The 19467-nt window shown below is 62.3% G+C and carries 17 protein-coding genes; 15 read left to right on the plus strand and 2 right to left on the minus strand.

The genetic code is table 11. The annotated features are described in order from the left end of the window. Positions 1 to 41: 41 nt before the first annotated feature. From nuoC to AC1RGE_RS09795, 13 genes are all read left to right on the plus strand, one after another. Entirely contained in the window at positions 42 to 1823 is a 1782-nt protein-coding gene (nuoC, locus tag AC1RGE_RS09735) for an NADH-quinone oxidoreductase subunit C/D (RefSeq protein ID WP_492584113.1), read from the plus strand. A 2-nt stretch (positions 1824 to 1825) separates the two neighbouring features. After that, the gene (gene nuoE, locus AC1RGE_RS09740; RefSeq protein WP_011062188.1) at positions 1826 to 2323 is read left to right on the plus strand and encodes an NADH-quinone oxidoreductase subunit NuoE; all 498 of its coding nucleotides are present in this window, start codon (positions 1826 to 1828) and stop codon (positions 2321 to 2323) included. Then, positions 2320 to 3675 (plus strand): NADH-quinone oxidoreductase subunit NuoF, encoded by a 1356-nt coding sequence (gene nuoF, locus AC1RGE_RS09745; RefSeq protein WP_011062189.1) that lies wholly within the window; start codon positions 2320 to 2322, stop codon positions 3673 to 3675. The genes nuoE and nuoF overlap by 4 nt, the downstream gene beginning before the upstream one ends. A 137-nt stretch (positions 3676 to 3812) precedes the next feature. Further along, on the plus strand, positions 3813 to 6527 hold the full coding sequence (gene nuoG / locus AC1RGE_RS09750) for an NADH-quinone oxidoreductase subunit NuoG (RefSeq protein WP_011062190.1): 2715 nt from the start codon (positions 3813 to 3815) through the stop codon (positions 6525 to 6527). Further along, a complete protein-coding gene (gene nuoH, locus AC1RGE_RS09755) occupies positions 6524 to 7531 on the plus strand; it encodes an NADH-quinone oxidoreductase subunit NuoH (protein ID WP_492584115.1) in 1008 nt (335 codons plus the stop codon). Before nuoG ends, nuoH begins: the two co-directional genes overlap by 4 nt. A gap of 11 nt (positions 7532 to 7542) precedes the next feature. Next, entirely contained in the window at positions 7543 to 8091 is a 549-nt protein-coding gene (gene nuoI / locus AC1RGE_RS09760; RefSeq protein WP_003223795.1) for an NADH-quinone oxidoreductase subunit NuoI, read from the plus strand. Between the two features lie 9 nt (positions 8092 to 8100). After that, entirely contained in the window at positions 8101 to 8601 is a 501-nt protein-coding gene (gene nuoJ / locus AC1RGE_RS09765) for an NADH-quinone oxidoreductase subunit J (RefSeq protein ID WP_011062192.1), read from the plus strand. Between the two features lie 4 nt (positions 8602 to 8605). Then, positions 8606 to 8929: an NADH-quinone oxidoreductase subunit NuoK gene (gene nuoK, locus AC1RGE_RS09770; RefSeq protein ID WP_011062193.1), complete on the plus strand. Its 324-nt coding sequence runs from the start codon at positions 8606 to 8608 to the stop codon at positions 8927 to 8929. Beyond that, complete coding sequence (gene nuoL, locus AC1RGE_RS09775) at positions 8926 to 10779, plus strand: NADH-quinone oxidoreductase subunit L (RefSeq protein WP_011062194.1); 1854 nt, start codon at positions 8926 to 8928, stop codon at positions 10777 to 10779. Before nuoK ends, nuoL begins: the two co-directional genes overlap by 4 nt. Before the next feature lie 39 nt (positions 10780 to 10818). Then, positions 10819 to 12351: an NADH-quinone oxidoreductase subunit M gene (nuoM, locus tag AC1RGE_RS09780; RefSeq protein WP_019092840.1), complete on the plus strand. Its 1533-nt coding sequence runs from the start codon at positions 10819 to 10821 to the stop codon at positions 12349 to 12351. Between the two features lie 7 nt (positions 12352 to 12358). After that, positions 12359 to 13822: an NADH-quinone oxidoreductase subunit NuoN gene (gene nuoN / locus AC1RGE_RS09785; protein ID WP_011062196.1), complete on the plus strand. Its 1464-nt coding sequence runs from the start codon at positions 12359 to 12361 to the stop codon at positions 13820 to 13822. 237 nt (positions 13823 to 14059) lie between these two features. After that, positions 14060 to 14410 carry a hypothetical protein gene (locus AC1RGE_RS09790; protein ID WP_011062197.1) on the plus strand — a complete coding sequence of 117 codons (351 nt, stop codon included), beginning with the start codon at positions 14060 to 14062 and terminating at the stop codon, positions 14408 to 14410. Beyond that, positions 14397 to 14714, plus strand: a complete 318-nt coding sequence (locus AC1RGE_RS09795) for a helix-turn-helix domain-containing protein (RefSeq protein WP_011062198.1) — start codon at positions 14397 to 14399, stop codon at positions 14712 to 14714. The genes AC1RGE_RS09790 and AC1RGE_RS09795 overlap by 14 nt, the downstream gene beginning before the upstream one ends. Positions 14715 to 14782: 68 nt before the next feature. On the opposite strand, the gene cysS is transcribed toward AC1RGE_RS09795, so the two are convergent. Together cysS and AC1RGE_RS09805 are read right to left on the minus strand one after the other, a co-directional pair. Further along, on the minus strand, positions 14783 to 16165 hold the full coding sequence (gene cysS, locus AC1RGE_RS09800; protein ID WP_011062199.1) for a cysteine--tRNA ligase: 1383 nt from the start codon (positions 16163 to 16165) through the stop codon (positions 14783 to 14785). 18 nt (positions 16166 to 16183) lie between these two features. Beyond that, complete coding sequence (locus tag AC1RGE_RS09805; protein WP_011062200.1) at positions 16184 to 17884, minus strand: glutamine--tRNA ligase/YqeY domain fusion protein; 1701 nt, start codon at positions 17882 to 17884, stop codon at positions 16184 to 16186. A 270-nt stretch (positions 17885 to 18154) separates the two neighbouring features. Here AC1RGE_RS09805 and AC1RGE_RS09810 point away from each other — a divergent pair, with 270 nt between their 5' ends. Together AC1RGE_RS09810 and AC1RGE_RS09815 are read left to right on the plus strand one after the other, a co-directional pair. Then, entirely contained in the window at positions 18155 to 18658 is a 504-nt protein-coding gene (locus AC1RGE_RS09810) for a peptidylprolyl isomerase (RefSeq protein WP_011062201.1), read from the plus strand. Continuing rightward, positions 18655 to 19407 (plus strand): UDP-2,3-diacylglucosamine diphosphatase, encoded by a 753-nt coding sequence (locus AC1RGE_RS09815; protein ID WP_011062202.1) that lies wholly within the window; start codon positions 18655 to 18657, stop codon positions 19405 to 19407. The genes AC1RGE_RS09810 and AC1RGE_RS09815 overlap by 4 nt, the downstream gene beginning before the upstream one ends. Positions 19408 to 19467 lie beyond the last annotated feature (60 nt).

The raw sequence follows: 19467 nt of genomic DNA on the forward strand, positions 1-19467 counted from the left end.
CTGGCTTCACTCTTTACGTTGACCGAAAGCGATAAAAAACCATGACTACAGGCAGTGCTCTGTACATCCCGCCTTATAAGGCTGACGACCAGGATGTGGTCGTCGAACTCAATAACCGTTTTGGCCCTGAGGCATTCACCGCCCAGGCCACCCGCACCGGCATGCCGGTGCTGTGGGTTACGCGCTCCAAACTCGTTGAAATCCTGACTTTCCTGCGCAACCTGCCCAAGCCGTACGTCATGCTCTATGACCTGCACGGCGTGGACGAGCGCCTGCGCACCAAGCGCCAGGGTCTGCCAGGTGCCGACTTCAGCGTGTTCTACCACTTGCTGTCGATCGAACGTAACAGCGACGTGATGATCAAGGTGGCCCTGTCCGAAGGCGACCTCAGCCTGCCCACCGTGACCGGTATCTGGCCTAACGCCAACTGGTACGAGCGTGAAGTCTGGGACATGTTCGGCATCGACTTTGCCGGCCACCCTCACCTCTCGCGGATCATGATGCCGCCGACCTGGGAAGGTCACCCGCTGCGCAAGGACTTCCCGGCCCGAGCCACCGAGTTCGACCCGTTCAGCCTGAACCTGGCCAAGCAGCAGCTGGAAGAAGAAGCCGCGCGCTTCCGTCCGGAAGACTGGGGCATGAAGCGTTCCGGTGCCAACGAGGACTACATGTTCCTCAACCTGGGCCCGAACCACCCTTCGGCCCACGGTGCCTTCCGCATCATCCTGCAGCTGGACGGTGAAGAGATCGTCGACTGCGTACCGGACATCGGCTACCACCACCGTGGTGCCGAGAAGATGGCCGAGCGTCAGTCCTGGCACAGCTTCATCCCTTACACCGACCGTATCGACTACCTCGGCGGGGTGATGAACAACCTGCCGTACGTGCTTTCGGTCGAGAAACTGGCCGGCATCAAGGTGCCGGAGAAGGTCGACGTCATCCGCATCATGATGGCCGAGTTCTTCCGGATCACCAGCCACCTGCTGTTCCTGGGTACCTACATCCAGGACGTCGGCGCCATGACCCCGGTGTTCTTCACCTTCACCGACCGTCAGCGCGCCTACACGGTGATCGAAGCCATCACCGGCTTCCGCCTGCACCCGGCCTGGTACCGCATCGGCGGCGTCGCCCACGACCTGCCGCGTGGCTGGGAGAAGCTGGTCAAGGACTTCGTCGAATGGCTGCCCAAGCGCCTCGACGAATACACCAAGGCTGCCCTGCAGAACAGCATCCTCAAGGGCCGGACCATCGGCGTTGCCGCCTACAACACCAAGGAAGCCCTGGAATGGGGCGTAACCGGTGCCGGCCTGCGCTCCACCGGTTGCGATTTCGACCTGCGCAAGGCCCGTCCGTACTCCGGCTACGAGAACTTCGAGTTCGAAGTGCCGCTGGCCGCCAACGGTGACGCCTATGACCGCTGCATGGTTCGCGTCGAGGAAATGCGCCAGAGCATCAAGATCATCGATCAGTGCCTGCGCAACATGCCGGAAGGCCCGTACAAGGCGGATCACCCGCTGACCACGCCGCCACCCAAAGAGCGCACCCTGCAGCACATCGAAACCTTGATCACGCACTTCCTGCAAGTTTCGTGGGGGCCGGTGATGCCGGCCAACGAATCCTTCCAGATGATCGAAGCGACCAAGGGCATCAACAGTTATTACCTGACGAGCGATGGCGGCACCATGAGCTACCGCACCCGGATCCGTACCCCAAGCTTCGCTCACCTGCAGCAGATCCCTTCGGTGATCCGCGGCAGCATGGTCGCGGACTTGATCGCGTACCTGGGTAGTATCGACTTCGTTATGGCCGACGTGGACCGCTAAGCATGAACAGCACGCTTATCCAGACAGACCGTTTCGCCCTGAGCGAAACCGAGCGCTCGGCCATCGAGCACGAGATGCATCACTACGAGGACCCGCGCGCGGCGTCCATCGAAGCCCTGAAGATCGTCCAGAAGGAACGTGGCTGGGTGCCTGACGGCGCGGTCTACGCCATCGGCGAGATCCTCGGCATTCCTGCCAGCGACGTTGAAGGCGTGGCGACGTTCTACAGCCAGATCTTCCGCCAGCCAGTGGGCCGCCACATCATTCGCGTCTGCGACAGCATGGTCTGCTACATCGGCGGCCACGAGTCCGTGGTCAGCCAGATCCAGAGCGAGCTGGGCATCGGCCTCGGCCAGACCACCGCCGACGGCCGCTTCACCCTGCTGCCGGTGTGCTGCCTGGGCAACTGCGACAAGGCACCGGCGCTGATGATCGACGACGACACTTTCGGCGACGTGCAGCCTGCTGGCGTGGCCAAACTGTTGGAGGGCTACGTATGACCCTGACCTCTTTCGGTCCTGCGAACCGCATTGCGCGCACCGCAGAAACCCATCCCCTGACCTGGCGCCTGCGCGACGACGGCGAGCCGGTCTGGTTCGACGAGTACCAGGCCAAGAACGGTTACGCGGCGGCCCGCAAGGCCTTCGCCGACCTGTCCCAGGACGACATCGTGCAGACCGTCAAGGATGCCGGCCTCAAGGGTCGCGGCGGTGCGGGCTTCCCCACCGGTGTGAAGTGGGGCCTGATGCCCAAAGACGAATCCATGAACATCCGCTACCTGCTGTGCAACGCGGACGAAATGGAGCCCAACACCTGGAAGGACCGCATGCTGATGGAGCAACTGCCCCATCTGCTGATCGAAGGCATGCTGATCAGTGCTCGCGCACTCAAGACCTACCGCGGCTACATCTTCCTGCGGGGCGAGTACACCACCGCCGCCAAGCACCTGCGTCGTGCCGTGGAAGAAGCCAAGGCCGCAGGCCTTCTGGGCAAGAACATCCTGGGCAGCGGCTTCGATTTCGAGCTGTTCGTCCACACCGGCGCCGGGCGTTACATCTGCGGTGAAGAAACCGCACTGATCAACTCCCTGGAAGGCCGTCGCGCCAACCCGCGCTCCAAGCCGCCCTTCCCTGCCGCCGTGGGCGTGTGGGGCAAGCCGACCTGCGTGAACAACGTCGAGACCCTGTGCAACGTGCCGGCGATCATCGGCGACGGCGTGGAATGGTACAAATCCCTGGCCCGCGAAGGCAGCGAAGACCACGGCACCAAGCTGATGGGCTTCTCCGGCAAAGTGAAGAACCCCGGCCTGTGGGAGCTGCCCTTCGGCGTGACCGCGCGCGAGCTGTTCGAAGACTACGCCGGCGGCATGCGCGACGGCTTCAAGCTCAAGTGCTGGCAGCCAGGCGGCGCCGGTACCGGCTTCCTGTTGCCCGAGCACCTGGACGCCCAGATGTATGCCGGCGGCATCGCCAAAGTGGGCACCCGGATGGGTACCGGCCTGGCCATGGCGGTGGACGACAGCATCAACATGGTGTCCCTGCTGCGCAACATGGAGCAGTTCTTCGCCCGCGAGTCCTGCGGCTTCTGCACACCGTGCCGCGACGGCCTGCCCTGGAGCGTCAAGCTGCTGATGGCCCTGGAAAAAGGCCAGGGCCAGCAAGGGGACATCGAGACCCTGCTGGGCCTGGTGGGTTTCCTCGGCCCAGGCAAGACCTTCTGTGCTCACGCACCGGGTGCCGTGGAGCCTTTGGGCAGCGCCATCAAGTATTTCCGTCCAGAGTTCGAAGCCGGCATCGCGCCCACCAGCGCCGCCGTCCCGCCTCTGGCCCGACCGATCGTAGTCGGCGCGTAACGCTTAAATGAGGGCGCCGGGTCCGTGCCCTGCGCTCGACGTGCGATGACGCCGTGAACGGCTGTGTTGATTCGCACGCATAACAAGATTCCATTAGCCACGCCCGCTGACACCGGGCCAACGAAGAACTTTGAACCATGGCCACTATCCACGTAGACGGCAAAGCGCTCGAAGTCGATGGGGCGGACAACCTGTTACAGGCTTGTCTGTCACTAGGCCTCGACATCCCTTATTTCTGCTGGCACCCCGCTCTCGGTAGCGTCGGTGCCTGTCGCCAGTGCGCGGTCAAGCAGTACACCGACGAGAACGACACCCGTGGTCGTATCGTCATGTCCTGCATGACCCCGGCCACCGACAACACCTGGATCTCCATCGACGATGAAGAATCCAAGGCGTTCCGCGCCAGTGTCGTCGAGTGGCTGATGACCAACCACCCCCACGACTGCCCGGTCTGTGAGGAAGGCGGTCACTGCCACCTGCAGGACATGACGGTGATGACCGGCCACAACGAGCGCCGTTATCGCTTCACCAAGCGTACCCACCAGAACCAGGACCTCGGCCCGTTCATTTCCCACGAGATGAACCGCTGCATCGCCTGCTATCGCTGTGTGCGCTTCTACAAGGACTACGCCGGCGGCACCGACCTGGGCGTCTACGGCGCCCACGACAACGTGTACTTCGGTCGCGTTGAAGACGGCACCCTGGAAAGCGAGTTCTCCGGCAACCTCACCGAGGTCTGCCCGACCGGCGTGTTCACCGACAAGACTCACTCCGAGCGCTACAACCGCAAGTGGGACATGCAGTTCTCGCCGAGCATCTGCCATGGCTGCTCCAGCGGTTGCAACATCTCCCCGGGCGAGCGCTACGGCGAGCTGCGCCGCATCGAGAACCGCTACAACGGTTCGGTGAACCAGTACTTCCTCTGCGACCGTGGCCGCTTCGGCTATGGCTACGTCAACCGCAAGGACCGTCCACGCCAGCCACGCCTGGCCGATGGCACCAAGCTGACCCTGGACCAGGCACTGGATCAGGCCGCAGACCTGCTGCGTGGCCGTAACATCGTCGGTATCGGTTCGCCCCGCGCCAGCCTGGAAAGCAACTACGCGTTGCAGGAACTGGTCGGTGCCGAGCACTTCTACTCCGGTATCGAAGCCTCCGAGCTGGAGCGCATCCGCCTGGTTCTGCAGGTCCTGAACGACAGCCCGCTGCCGGTTCCGAACATGCGCGACATCGAAGACCACGACGCCGTCTTCGTTCTCGGTGAAGACCTGACCCAGACCGCCGCACGCATGGCCCTGGCCCTGCGCCAGTCGGTCAAGGGCAAGGCCGAGGAAATGGCCGATGCCATGCGCGTCCAGCCTTGGCTCGACGCTGCGGTGAAAAACATCGGCCAGCACGCGCTGAACCCGCTGTTCATCGCCAGCCTGGCTGAAACCAAGCTCGACGACGTGGCCGAGGAGTGTGTACACGCCGCTCCAGACGACCTGGCGCGCATCGGTTTTGCCGTGGCCCACGCCATCGACGCCAGCGCCCCTGCCGTGGAAGGCCTGGACAGCGAAGCCCTGGAACTGGCCAAGCGCATCGCCGATGCCCTGCTGGCAGCCAAGCGTCCACTGATCATTTCCGGTACCTCGCTGGGCTCCAAGGCACTGATCGAAGCCGCGGCCAACATCGCCAAGGCCCTGAAGCAACGCGAGAAAGCCGGCTCCATCAGCCTGGTGGTGCCAGAGGCCAACAGCCTCGGCCTGGCCATGCTCGGCGGCGAATCCGTGGACGCCGCCCTGCAGGCGGTGATCGACGGCCGTGCCGACGCCATCGTGGTACTGGAAAACGACCTGTACACCCGCACCGACGCGGCCAAGGTGGATGCAGCGCTGAACGCGGCGAAGGTGGTGATCGTTGCCGATCATCAACAAACCGCTACCGTCGAGCGCGCGCACCTGGTGCTGTCGGCGGCGAGCTTTGCCGAAGGCGACGGTACCCTGGTCAGCCAGGAAGGCCGCGCCCAGCGCTTCTTCCAGGTCTTCGATCCGACCTACCTGGACGCCAGCATCATGGTCCACGAAGGCTGGCGCTGGCTGCACGCCCTGCGCAGCACCCTGCTGAACAAGCCGGTGGACTGGACCCAACTGGACCACGTGACCGCAGCGTGCGCCGCGAGCACGGCGCAACTGGCCAGCATCGTCGATGCCGCACCTTCCGCGGCGTTCCGCATCAAGGGCCTGAAACTGGCGCGCGAACCGCTGCGCTACAGTGGCCGTACCGCCATGCGCGCCAACCAGAGCGTGCACGAGCCACGTACCCCGCAAGATCCGGATACCGCCTTCGCCTACTCCATGGAAGGTTACTCGGGCTCCGTCGAACCGCGCTCGCAAGTGCCGTTCGCCTGGTCTCCGGGCTGGAACTCGCCACAGGCCTGGAACAAGTTCCAGGACGAAGTCGGTGGCCACCTGCGCGCCGGTGACCCGGGCACTCGCCTGATCGAAACCCAGGGCGACCGCCTCAACTGGTTCGCCAGCGTGCCACGGGCCTTCTCCCCGGCCCCGGGCACCTGGCAGGCCGTGCCGTTCTACCACCTGTTCGGCAGCGAGGAAAACTCTTCGAAAGCCGCTCCGGTGCAGGAGCGCATCCCGGCTCCGTACGTTGCTCTGGCCAAATCCGAAGCGGATCGCCTGGGTGTCAACGACGGTGCCCTGCTCGCGGTGAACGTGGCTGGCCAGACCCTGCGTCTGCCGCTGCGCATCAACGAAGAGCTGGGTGCTGGCCTGGTGGGCCTGCCTGCCGGCCTGGCGGGTATTCCTCCGGCAATCGCAGGCATTTCCGTTGATGGTCTGCAGGAGGCGGCACAATGAGTTGGTTTACCCCTGAAGTGATCGACGTGATCCTGACGGTCGTCAAGGCCATCGCCATCCTGCTGGCCGTAGTGATCGCCGGTGCGCTGCTGAGCTTTGTCGAACGTCGCCTGCTGGGCTGGTGGCAGGACCGTTACGGTCCGAACCGTGTTGGCCCGTTCGGCATGTTCCAGATCGCAGCCGACATGCTGAAGATGTTCTTCAAGGAAGACTGGACTCCACCGTTTGCCGACAAGGTGATCTTCACACTGGCACCGGTGGTGGCCATGTCCGCCCTGCTGATCGCCTTCGCGATCATCCCGATCACCCCGACCTGGGGCGTGGCGGACCTGAACATCGGCCTGCTGTTCTTCTTCGCCATGGCCGGTCTGTCGGTCTACGCGGTACTGTTCGCCGGCTGGTCGAGCAACAACAAGTTCGCCCTGCTCGGCAGCTTGCGTGCCTCGGCGCAGACCGTGTCCTACGAAGTGTTCATGGGCCTGGCCCTGATGGGCATCGTGGTACAGGTCGGCTCGTTCAACATGCGCGACATCGTCGAGTACCAGGCGCAGAACCTGTGGTTCATCATTCCGCAGTTCTTCGGCTTCTGTACCTTCTTCATCGCTGGCGTGGCCGTGACTCACCGTCACCCCTTCGACCAGCCGGAAGCGGAGCAGGAACTGGCCGACGGCTACCACATCGAATACGCCGGTATGAAGTGGGGCATGTTCTTCGTCGGTGAATACATCGGCATCATCCTGATCTCGGCGCTGCTGGTCACCCTGTTCTTCGGTGGCTGGCACGGTCCGTTCGGCATCCTGCCGCAACTGTCCTTCGTCTGGTTCGCACTGAAGACCGCGTTCTTCATCATGCTGTTCATCCTGCTGCGCGCTTCCATCCCGCGTCCGCGTTATGACCAGGTGATGGACTTCAGCTGGAAATTCTGCCTGCCACTGACCCTGATCAATTTGCTGATAACCGCTGCGGTTGTGTTGTGGAACACACCTGCGGTTGCGGTTCAGTGAGGATTTGACCCATGTTCAAATATATTGGCGACATCGTTAAGGGTACTGGTACCCAGTTGCGCAGCCTGGTCATGGTCTTCGGCCATGGCTTTCGCAAGCGCGACACCTTGCAATACCCGGAAGAGCCGGTCTACCTGCCTCCACGCTACCGTGGCCGCATCGTCCTGACCCGCGACCCCGATGGCGAAGAGCGTTGCGTAGCCTGCAACCTGTGCGCCGTGGCCTGCCCCGTGGGTTGCATCTCGCTGCAGAAAGCTGAAACCGAAGACGGTCGCTGGTACCCGGACTTCTTCCGCATCAACTTCTCGCGCTGCATTTTCTGCGGCCTCTGCGAGGAAGCCTGCCCGACCACCGCGATCCAGCTGACACCGGATTTCGAGATGGCCGAGTTCAAACGTCAGGACCTGGTTTACGAGAAGGAAGATCTGCTGATCTCCGGTCCCGGAAAGAACCCTGATTACAACTTCTATCGTGTTGCAGGTATGGCCATTGCCGGTAAGCCAAAAGGCTCCGCGCAGAATGAAGCCGAGCCGATCAACGTGAAGAGCTTGCTGCCTTAAGGAAGAAAGATGGAATTCGCTTTCTATTTCGCGTCAGGTGTTGCGGTTGTCTCCACACTCCGTGTGGTCACCAATACCAACCCTGTGCACGCCCTGCTCTACCTGATCATTTCGCTGATCGCCGTGGCCATGACCTTCTTCAGCCTTGGCGCGCCGTTCGCCGGTGCCCTGGAAGTGATCGCCTACGCCGGCGCCATCATGGTGCTGTTCGTGTTCGTGGTGATGATGCTGAACCTCGGCCCGGCCGCGGCTCAGCAAGAGCGCATCTGGCTCACGCCCGGCATCTGGATCGGCCCGGTCATCCTGGCCGCGCTGCTGCTGGCTGAACTGCTGTACGTACTGTTCAGCCATCAGAGCGGTGCCGGTATCGGTCAAACCACCGTCAGCGCCAAGGCCGTGGGCATCAGCCTGTTCGGCCCTTACCTGCTGGTGGTCGAACTCGCCTCGATGCTGCTGCTTGCCGCGGCCGTCACGGCGTTCCACTTGGGCCGCAACGAGGCGAAGGAGTAATACGATGCCTACTATCTCTCTCGGTACTATCCCGATGGAACATGGCCTGGCGGTTGCCGGCATCCTGTTCTGCCTCGGTCTGGTCGGCCTGATGGTCCGCCGTAACATCCTCTTCGTGTTGATGAGCCTGGAAGTGATGATGAACGCCTCTGCACTGGCCTTCATCGTTGCTGGCGCCCGCTGGGCGCAGCCGGATGGACAAGTGATGTTCATCCTGGTGATCAGCCTGGCAGCCGCCGAGGCCAGTATCGGCCTGGCGATCCTGCTGCAGCTGTACCGCCGCTTCCACACTCTCGATATCGATGCAGCCAGCGAGATGCGCGGATGAACCTTCTCTTTCTGACTTTCGTATTCCCCCTGATCGGTTTCCTGCTGCTGTCGTTCTCCCGTGGACGCCTCTCGGAAAACCTCTCGGCCCTGATCGGTGTCGGCTCCATTGGCCTTTCGGCCATCGTTGCTGCCTACGTGATCTGGCAATTCAACGTCGCGCCGCCCGAGGGTGGCCACTACACCCAGGTGCTGTGGCAGTGGATGTCGGTGGACGGTTTCGCGCCGAACTTCGCCCTGTACCTGGATGGTCTGTCCGTGACCATGCTGGGCGTGGTGGTGGGCGTGGGCTTTTTGATCCACTTGTTCGCGTCCTGGTACATGCGTGGTGAAGCCGGCTACTCGCGCTTCTTCGCCTACACCAACCTGTTTATCGCCAGCATGCTGTTCCTGGTACTGGGCGATAACCTGCTGTTCCTGTACTTCGGCTGGGAAGGCGTGGGCCTGTGCTCCTACCTGTTGATCGGTTTCTACTACAGCAACCGCAACAACGGTAACGCCGCACTCAAGGCCTTCATCGTTACCCGTATCGGCGACGTGTTCATGGCCATCGGCCTGTTCATCCTGTTCCAACAGGTGGGCACGCTGAACGTCCAGGAACTGCTGGTGCTGGCCCCGCAGAAATTCCAGGCCGGCGACTTCTGGATCACCCTGGCAACCCTGATGCTGCTGGGTGGCGCCGTGGGTAAATCTGCCCAGTTGCCACTGCAGACCTGGCTGGCGGACGCGATGGCCGGCCCGACCCCGGTTTCGGCACTGATCCACGCCGCAACCATGGTCACCGCCGGCGTCTACCTGATCGCCCGTACCCACGGCCTGTTCACCCTGGCGCCGGAAATCCTGCACCTGGTGGGCCTGGTCGGCGGCGTGACCCTGGTACTGGCCGGTTTCGCCGCGCTGGTGCAGACCGACATCAAGCGGATCCTCGCCTACTCCACCATGAGCCAGATCGGCTACATGTTCCTGGCCCTGGGCGTTGGCGCCTGGGACGGCGCGATCTTCCACCTGATGACCCACGCCTTCTTCAAGGCCCTGCTGTTCCTTGCTTCCGGTGCGGTGATCGTTGCCTGCCACCACGAGCAGAACATCTTCAAGATGGGCGGCCTGTGGAAGAAACTGCCCCTGGCCTACGCCAGCTTCATCGTCGGCGGCGCGGCCCTGGCGGCCCTGCCTCTGGTGACCGCAGGCTTCTACTCCAAGGACGAGATCCTCTGGGAAGCCTTCGCCAGCGGCAACCATGGCCTGCTGTACGCCGGCCTGGTGGGTGCGTTCATGACCTCGCTGTACACCTTCCGCCTGATCTTCATCACCTTCCACGGTGAAGCCAAGACCGAAGCCCACGCCGGCCACGGGATCTCCCACTGGCTGCCGCTGGTGGTACTGATCGTGCTGTCCACTGCGATCGGCGCGATGATCACCCCGCCCCTGCATGGCGTGCTGCCGCAAAGCGTCGGCCATGCCGGTGGCGAAGCCAAGCACAGCCTGGAAATCGCCTCGGGTGCCATCGCCCTGGCCGGTATCCTGCTGGCCGCCCTGTTGTTCCTTGGCAAGCGTCGCGTTGTGACCGCCATCGCCAACAGCGGCATCGGGCGTCTGCTCTCGGCCTGGTGGTTCGCCGCCTGGGGCTTCGACTGGATCTACGACAAACTGTTCGTCAAGCCATACCTGGCCATCAGCCACGTACTGCGCAAGGACCCGCTCGATCAGACCATCGGTTTGATCCCGCGTATGGCCAAAGGGGGTCACACCTCCCTGAGCCGTACCGAGACCGGTCAACTGCGTTGGTACGCCGCCTCGATGGCAGCCGGTGCCGTGCTGGTCATCGGCGCCATTGTGCTGGTAGCGGTCTGATATGAACCTTGCGAACTTGCGAAAGGAATTGAGCCCGTCATGATTCTGCCTTGGCTAATCCTGATCCCCTTCATCGGCGGCCTGCTGTGCTGGCTGGGTGAGCGCTTCGGCGCCACCCTCCCCCGCTGGATTGCGCTGTTGACCATGACCCTGGAACTCGCCCTCGGCCTCTGGCTGTGGGCCCACGGTAACTATTCATATGCTCCGGCGCCTGGCGTCGATCCGACTTGGGCCCTGGAGTTCAAGCACCAGTGGATCGAGCGCTTCGGCATCAACGTGCACCTGGCGCTGGACGGCCTGTCGCTGCTGATGATCCTGCTGACCGGCCTGCTGGGTATCCTCTCGGTACTCTGCTCCTGGAAAGAGATCCAGCGCCACGTGGGCTTCTTCCACCTGAACCTGATGTGGATCCTGGGCGGCGTGGTCGGCGTGTTCCTGGCGCTGGACCTGTTCATGTTCTTCTTCTTCTGGGAAATGATGCTGGTGCCGATGTACTTCCTCATCGCGCTCTGGGGTCACAGCTCGGCAGACGGCAAGAAAACCCGGATCTACGCAGCGACCAAGTTCTTCATCTTCACTCAGGCTTCCGGCCTGATCATGCTGGTGGCGATCCTGGGCCTGGTGCTGGTGAACTTCAACAACACCGGGGTCATCACCTTCGATTACGCCCAGTTGCTGAAGACCAAGATGTCCACCGCCACCGAGTACATCCTGATGCTCGGCTTCTTCATCGCCTTCGCGGTGAAGCTGCCCGTGGTGCCGTTCCACTCCTGGCTGCCTGACGCTCACGCCCAGGCACCGACCGCCGGTTCCGTGGACCTGGCGGGCATCCTGTTGAAGACGGCGGCCTACGGCCTGCTGCGTTTCGCCCTGCCACTGTTCCCCAACGCCTCGGCAGAGTTCGCACCGATCGCCATGACCCTGGGTCTGGTCGGGATCTTCTACGGTGCCTTCCTGGCCTTCGCCCAGACCGACATCAAGCGCCTGATCGCCTTCTCCAGCGTTTCCCACATGGGCTTCGTGCTGATCGGGATCTACTCCGGCAGCCAGCAGGCCCTGCAGGGCGCGGTGATCCAGATGCTGGCCCACGGTGTTTCGGCAGCCGCGCTGTTTATCCTCAGCGGCCAGCTGTACGAGCGCACCCATACCCGCGACATGCGTGAAATGGGCGGCCTGTGGTCGCGTATCGCCTACCTGCCAGCCATCAGCCTGTTCTTCGCAGCCGCCTCCCTGGGCCTGCCGGGCACCGGCAACTTCGTCGGCGAGTTCCTGATCCTGATCGGCACCTTCGTCAGCGCTCCATGGATCACCGCGATCGCGACTTCGGGCCTGGTGTTCGGCTCGGTCTACTCGCTGATCATGATCCACCGTGCCTACTTCGGCCCGTCCAAGTCGGACGCGGTACTGCACGGAATGGATGCTCGCGAACTGATCATGGTGCTGGGGCTGGCGGTACTGCTGATCTACATCGGCGTTTACCCGCAACCGTTCCTCGATACCTCTGCCGCCACCATGCATGGCGTGCAGCAATGGCTCAGCACCGCCTTCACTCAACTCGCTTCGGCCCGGTAAGAGCGCTATGGACTTTACGATTCAACACTTTATAGCCCTGGCGCCGCTGCTGATCACCAGCGCCACCCTTGTGGTGGTGATGTTGGCGATCGCCTGGCGGCGCAACCACGCCCAGACCTTCCTGCTGTCGGTGGCAGGTCTGAACCTGGCATTGCTGTCGATCTTCCCGGTGCTGAAAGTGGCACCGCTGGCGGTCACCCCGCTGTTGCAGATCGACCAGTTCGCCTGCCTGTACATGGCCCTGATCCTGGTGGCCACCCTGGCCTGCGTCACCCTGGCCCACGCCTACCTGGGCGATGGCAGCAGCGGTTACCCGGGCAACCGTGAAGAGCTGTACCTGCTGATCCTGCTGGCCGCCGCTGGTGGCCTGGTACTGGTCAGCGCGCAGAACCTGGCCGGCCTGTTCATCGGCCTGGAACTGCTCTCGGTACCGGTCTACGGCCTGGTGGCCTATGCCTTCTTCAACAAGCGCTCCCTGGAAGCCGGCATCAAGTACATGGTGCTGTCGGCAGCCGGTTCGGGCTTCCTGTTGTTCGGCATGGCCCTGCTCTACGCAGAAGCCGGCAGCCTGAGCTTCAGCGGTATCGGCCAGGCCCTGGCCGCCACCGGCCTGCCAAGCCCGCTGGCGCAACTGGGCCTGGGCATGATGCTGATCGGCCTGGCCTTCAAACTGTCGCTGGTGCCGTTCCACCTGTGGACTCCGGACGTCTACGAAGGCGCCCCGGCTCCGGTGGCCGCCTTCCTGGCCACCGCCAGCAAGGTGGCGGTATTCGCGGTACTGGTGCGTCTGTTCCAGCTCTCGCCAGTGGCCAGCAGCGGTGTCCTGAGCAACGTGCTGACCGTGATCGCCATTGCCTCGATCCTGGTGGGCAACCTGTTGGCGCTGACCCAGAGCAACCTCAAGCGTCTGCTGGGTTACTCCTCCATCGCCCACTTCGGTTACCTGCTGATCGCCCTGGTGGCGAGCAAGGGCCTGGCCATGGAAGCCATCGGCGTGTACCTGGTCACCTACGTGATCACCAGCCTGGGCGCCTTCGGCGTGATCACCCTGATGTCCTCGCCGTACAAGGGCCGTGATGCCGACGCCCTGTACGAGTACCGCGGCCTGTTCTGGCGCCGTCCGTACCTGACCGCCGTCCTCACCGTGATGATGCTGTCCCTGGCCGGTATCCCGCTCACCGCAGGCTTCATCGGCAAGTTCTACATCATCGCTACCGGTGTCGAAGCGCACCAATGGTGGCTGGTCGGTTCCCTGGTCATGGGCAGCGCCATCGGCGTCTTCTACTACCTGCGAGTGATGGTCACCCTGTACCTGATCGAGCCAAACCTGCGTCGCGTCGATGCCCAACTGCACTGGGAACAGAAAGCCGGTGGCGTCATGCTGCTGGCCATCGCGCTCCTGGCGTTCTTCCTCGGCGTATACCCACAGCCGCTGCTGACCCTGGTCCAGCACTCCGGCCTGGCGGGTTGATCGCTTAGGTTTCAACGCAACAAACAGAACGGCACCTTCGGGTGCCGTTTTGCATTTCAGGGCCCTACCCTCCCCTCTTCCCAGCGAAACTCGGAATCGCCCTTCCTGTCACGTCGGCCCGGTCCGACATTCAGCCCACTGCCGCAGACATAGACTGTTGCCAGATCAAACGCGGCGCTCAGCGGGCCTTGACCAAAGCTGCAGCGTCATCCAGTCTATACGCAGGAAGCGTATGAAATGAATGCTCTGTTTATTGAACTACCGGCATTTGCGCGATACCGAAAAGGCTTCCTTGACGACGAGTTGTTCTGCGAACTGCAGATCGAGTTGCTGCGTCACCCGCACGCGGGTGTTCTGATTCAGGGCACTGGCGGCTTGCGCAAGATGCGTTTCGTCGATGAGCGACGCAACAAGGGCAGGCGTGGCGGGCTGAGGGTGATTTATTACTGGTGGTCCGGAGGAGCACAGTTCTGGCTCTTCACCCTGTTCGACAAGGAGCAGATGGACGACCTGCTACCGCAGCAGCGACAACAGCTCAAACAACTGCTGGAACGTGAAATCGAGGCCAGACGACATGACCAAACGTGACATCTTTTCCGAACTGGTAGAAGGCATCGACGCCCTCACCCAGGAACGCCAGGGCAAGATCACCCTGCGCAGCCATAAAGTGAAGCTCGAAAAGCTGCCGCCCATCACCGCCGCCGAGGTGATGAACATCCGCCAGCAACTCAACCTCTCGCGCTCGGTATTCGCCATGTACCTGCGCACCAACACCCGCACCCTGGAGAACTGGGAACAGGGCCGCGCCATACCCAACGCCCAGGCCACGACCTTGATACGCCTGGTGGAACGCTACCCCGATACAGTGGAGCGCCTCGCCTCGCTGGCCTGATCCGGCACTGTTCGAAGGGCAACAAAAAACCCGCACCAGGCGGGTTTCTTGTTGCAGCGAACGCAGGCTCAGTCAGCCAGGCGCCAGGTCGTACCGCCCTTGCCGTCTTCCAGGATCACGCCCATGGCGGTGATCTGATCGCGAATACGGTCGGACTCAGCCCAATCCTTGTTGGCACGGGCTGCCAGACGGGCCTGGATCAGCGCCTCGACCTGTGCCCCATCGACCCGACCTTCAGCACCGGCCTGCAGGAAGTCGTCGGCCTCCAGTTGCAGCACGCCCAGCACACTGGCCAGCTCCTTCAAGCGGGCTGCCAGACCGGCCGCCGCATCGATATCGCTCTCACGCAGGCGGTTGATCTCGCGCACCATCTCGAACAACACGGCACAGGCTTCCGGAGTACCGAAGTCGTCGTTCATCACCTGGGTGAAACGCTCGACGAAGGCTTCGCCACCGGCCGGCGCCACTTTCGGCAGGCCCTTGAGTGCATGGTAGAAACGCTCCAGCGCGCCCTTGGCGTCCTTGAGGTTGTCTTCCGAGTAGTTGATGGCGCTGCGGTAGTGGCTGGCCACCAGCAGGTAACGCACCACTTCCGGATGGTACTTGTCGAGCACGTCGCGAATGGTGAAGAAGTTGTTCAAGGACTTGGACATCTTCTCGCCATTGATGCGGATCATGCCGCAGTGCATCCAGGCGTTGGCGTAGGTCTTGCCGGTAGCCGCCTCGCTCTGGGCGATCTCGTTCTCGTGGTGCGGGAACTCCAGGTCGCTGCCGCCGCCATGAATGTCGAAGGTCTCGCCCAGGCAGCAGGTGGACATCACCGAGCACTCGATGTGCCAGCCCGGACGACCGTCACCCCAAGGCGATGGCCAGCTCGGCTCACCCGGCTTGGCGGCTTTCCACAGGACGAAGTCCAGCGGGTCCTGTTTCGACTCGTCGACTTCGATCCGCGCGCCGATGCGCAGGTCTTCGATCTTCTTGCGCGACAGCTTGCCGTAGCCCATGAACTTGCCGACGCGGTAGTACACGTCGCCATTGCCCGGAGCGTAGGCGTAGCCCTTGTCGATCAGGGTCTGGATCATCGTGTGCATGCCGGGGATATGGTCGGTGGCGCGCGGTTCCATGTCCGGCTTCTTGATGTTCAGCCGCGCCTCGTCCTCGTGCATCGCCGCGATCATGCGCTCGGTCAGGGCCTCGAAGGCCTCGCCGTTCTCATTGGCACGATTGATGATCTTGTCGTCGATATCGGTGATGTTGCGCACATAGGTCAAGTCATACCCGCTGAAACGCAGCCAGCGGGTAATCAGGTCGAAGGCCACCATGCTGCGGCCGTGCCCCAGGTGGCAGTAGTCGTACACGGTCATGCCGCACACGTACATGCGCACCTTGTTGCCATCCAGCGGCTTGAAGACTTCTTTGCTCTTGGTGAGCGTGTTGTAGATCGTTAGCACGTTAGTTCCTTGACTGAATCACTGACCCCAGGAGTCGCGCAGGGTCACGGTACGGTTGAATACCGGAGCACCTGGTTTCGAGTCCTTGATATCCGCGCAGAAGTAGCCTTCGCGCTCGAACTGGAAACGGTCTTCCGGCTGTGCGTTGCCCAACGAGGGTTCAGCACGACAACCAGTGAGCACTTGCAGGGAGTCAGGGTTGATGTTGTCCAGGAAACTCGCGCTGTCCTCGGCCTTCTCCGGATTCGGAGAGCGGAACAGACGATCGTACAGGCGCACTTCGCACTCGACGCTGGCGGCAGCCGGCACCCAGTGGACCACGCCCTTGACCTTGCGGCCTTCAGGGTTCTTGCCCAGGGTGTCCGGGTCGTAGGAGCAACGCAGCTCGACGATATTGCCCTCGGCATCCTTGATCGCTTCGTCAGCACGGATCACGTAGCTGCCACGCAGGCGCACTTCGCCGTTCGGCTCCAGGCGCTTGTAGCCCTTTGGCGGCTCTTCCATGAAGTCGTCACGGTCGATGTAGATTTCACGGGCGAACGGCAACTGGCGCACGCCGAGTTCTTCTTTCTGCGGATGACGCGGCAGTTCGAGGTTCTCGACCTGGCCTTCCGGGTAGTTGGTGATCACGACTTTCAACGGACGCAGCACGCACATGGCGCGCGGGGCATTCGCGTCGAGGTCCTGGCGGATGCTGAATTCCAGCATGCCGTAATCGACCACGCCGTCGGAGCGGTTGGTGCCAACCATCTCGCAGAAATTGCGGATCGATGCCGGGGTGTAGCCGCGGCGGCGGAAGCCCGACAGGGTCGACATGCGCGGGTCGTCCCAACCATTCACGTGCTTCTCGTCCACCAGTTGCTTGAGCTTGCGCTTGCTGGTGATGGTGTAGTTCAGGTTCAGGCGGCTGAACTCGTACTGGCGCGGGTGCGCGGGCACCGGCAGGTGCTCGAGGAACCACTCGTACAGCGGACGGTGGCTTTCGAACTCCAGGGTGCAGATCGAGTGGGTGATGCCTTCGATGGCGTCCGACTGGCCGTGGGTGAAGTCGTAGTTGGGGTAGATGCACCACTTGTCACCAGTCTGATGGTGATGGGCGTGGCGAATGCGATACATGATCGGGTCGCGCAGGTTCATGTTCGGCGAGGCCATGTCGATCTTGGCCCGCAGCACGCGGGCGCCGTCCGGGAACTCGCCAGCGCGCATGCGGGCGAACCAGTCCAGGTTCTCTTCCACCGAGCGATCGCGGAACGGGCTGTTCTTGCCTGGCTCGGTGAGGCTGCCGCGGTATTCCTTGGCCTGGTCAGGGGTCAGGTCGCAGACATAGGCCTTGCCCGCCTTGATCAGTTCCACGGCCCAGTCGTGCAACTGGTCGAAGTACTGCGAGGCATAACGCACTTCGCCGGACCACTCAAAACCCAGCCACTTGACGTCGCTTTCAATGGCGTCGATGTATTCCTGGTCTTCCTTGGCCGGGTTGGTGTCGTCGAAACGCAGGTGCGTGACGCCACCGAATTCCTGGGCCAGACCGAAGTTCACGCAGATCGACTTGGCGTGACCGATGTGCAGGTAACCATTGGGCTCCGGAGGGAAGCGGGTCACGATCTGTGTGTGCTTACCCGAGTCCAGGTCCGCCTGGATGATCGGGCGCAGGAAGTTGACCGGTACGGCCGGTCCAGTCTTGGAATTCGAGGTAGGGTCGACAGTGGGCTTGCTCATAGGATCCTTGAACGTACAAGTGCGTGGCCGGGTGCGGCCTGACAAATCAAAACGGATATCATAGCCGATGCTGTCAAGTACCTGACAGAGCGCAGCTTTAAAACTGCGGCTATTAATGGCAGGCCGGTGAAAAAACAGCCTCGAAATTCGTGGCTGTCACGCTAAACTGCGCTCCTTGGCCACAAGATGGCCAAACCGGTCCGGGTTGCCCGCGCGTCCCGATACCCAGGATTTTCTTGAAAACGCTTCTCCTTATAAAGAGTACCGACCATGACCCAAGTCAAACTGACCACCAACCACGGCGAGATCGTGCTGGAACTGAACGCCGAGAAAGCCCCGTTGACCGTGGCCAACTTCGTCGAATACGTGAAAGCCGGTCACTATGAAAACACCGTTTTTCACCGCGTCATCGGTAACTTCATGATCCAGGGCGGCGGCTTCGAACCTGGCATGAAAGAAAAGAAAGACAAGCGTCCAAGCATCCAGAACGAAGCTGACAACGGCCTTTCCAACGACAAGTACACCGTTGCCATGGCCCGCACCATGGAGCCGCATTCGGCTTCCGCGCAGTTCTTCATCAACGTTGCCGACAACAGCTTCCTCAACCACAGCGGCAAGACCGTGCAGGGCTGGGGCTACGCCGTATTCGGCAAAGTGATCGCCGGCACCGAGGTGGTCGACAAGATCAAGGGCGTGGCCACCACCATGAAGTCCGGCCACCAGGACGTACCCGCAGACGACGTGATCATCGAGAAAGCCGAGATCATTGAGTGATACTGCTGATTTCAGATCTGCATCTGGAAGAGGAGCGCCCGGACATCACCCGGGCGTTTCTGGAATTACTCGGTGGGCGCGCCCGCGCCGCCGAGGCGCTGTACATCCTCGGGGACTTTTTCGAGGTATGGATCGGCGACGATGCCATGACCCCCTACCAGCTTTCCATTTGCCAGGCATTGCGCGAGCTCAGCGACAGCGGCACGCAGATCTTCCTGATGCATGGCAATCGCGACTTCATGCTCGGCAAGGCCTTCTGCAAGGCGGCCGGCGCCACCCTGCTCAAGGACCCTAGCGTCGTCGACTTCTACGGCGAGCCGGTATTGCTGATGCACGGTGACAGCCTGTGCACCCGTGACGAAGCCTACATGCGTATGCGCCGCTACCTGCGCAACCCGCTGAGCCTGTGGATTCTGCGCCACCTGCCCCTGGGCACCCGGCGCAAGCTGGCGCGCAAGCTGCGCAACGAAAGCCGGGCCCAGACCCGCATGAAGGCCAACGACATTGTCGATGTGACCCCGGACCAGGTACCGCAGGTCATGCAGGAACACGGGGTGCGCACCCTGGTTCACGGCCACACCCATCGCCCGGCGATCCACAAGCTGCAGATCGGCGAACAAGCCGCCAAGCGCATTGTGCTGGGGGACTGGGACCGTCAGGGCTGGGCGCTGCAGGTGGATGAGCAGGGTTTCCAACTGGCGGCGTTCGATTTCGTACCGACGCAACTGGCGCTGCCCGGTTCGCCCTGAACGGACGCCCTCGCTGCCGTAGGAGCCGGCTTGCCGGCGAAGGGAACAGCAAGCCTTGCA

Source organism: Pseudomonas sp. GW823-FHT02C05 (assembly GCF_058797595.1).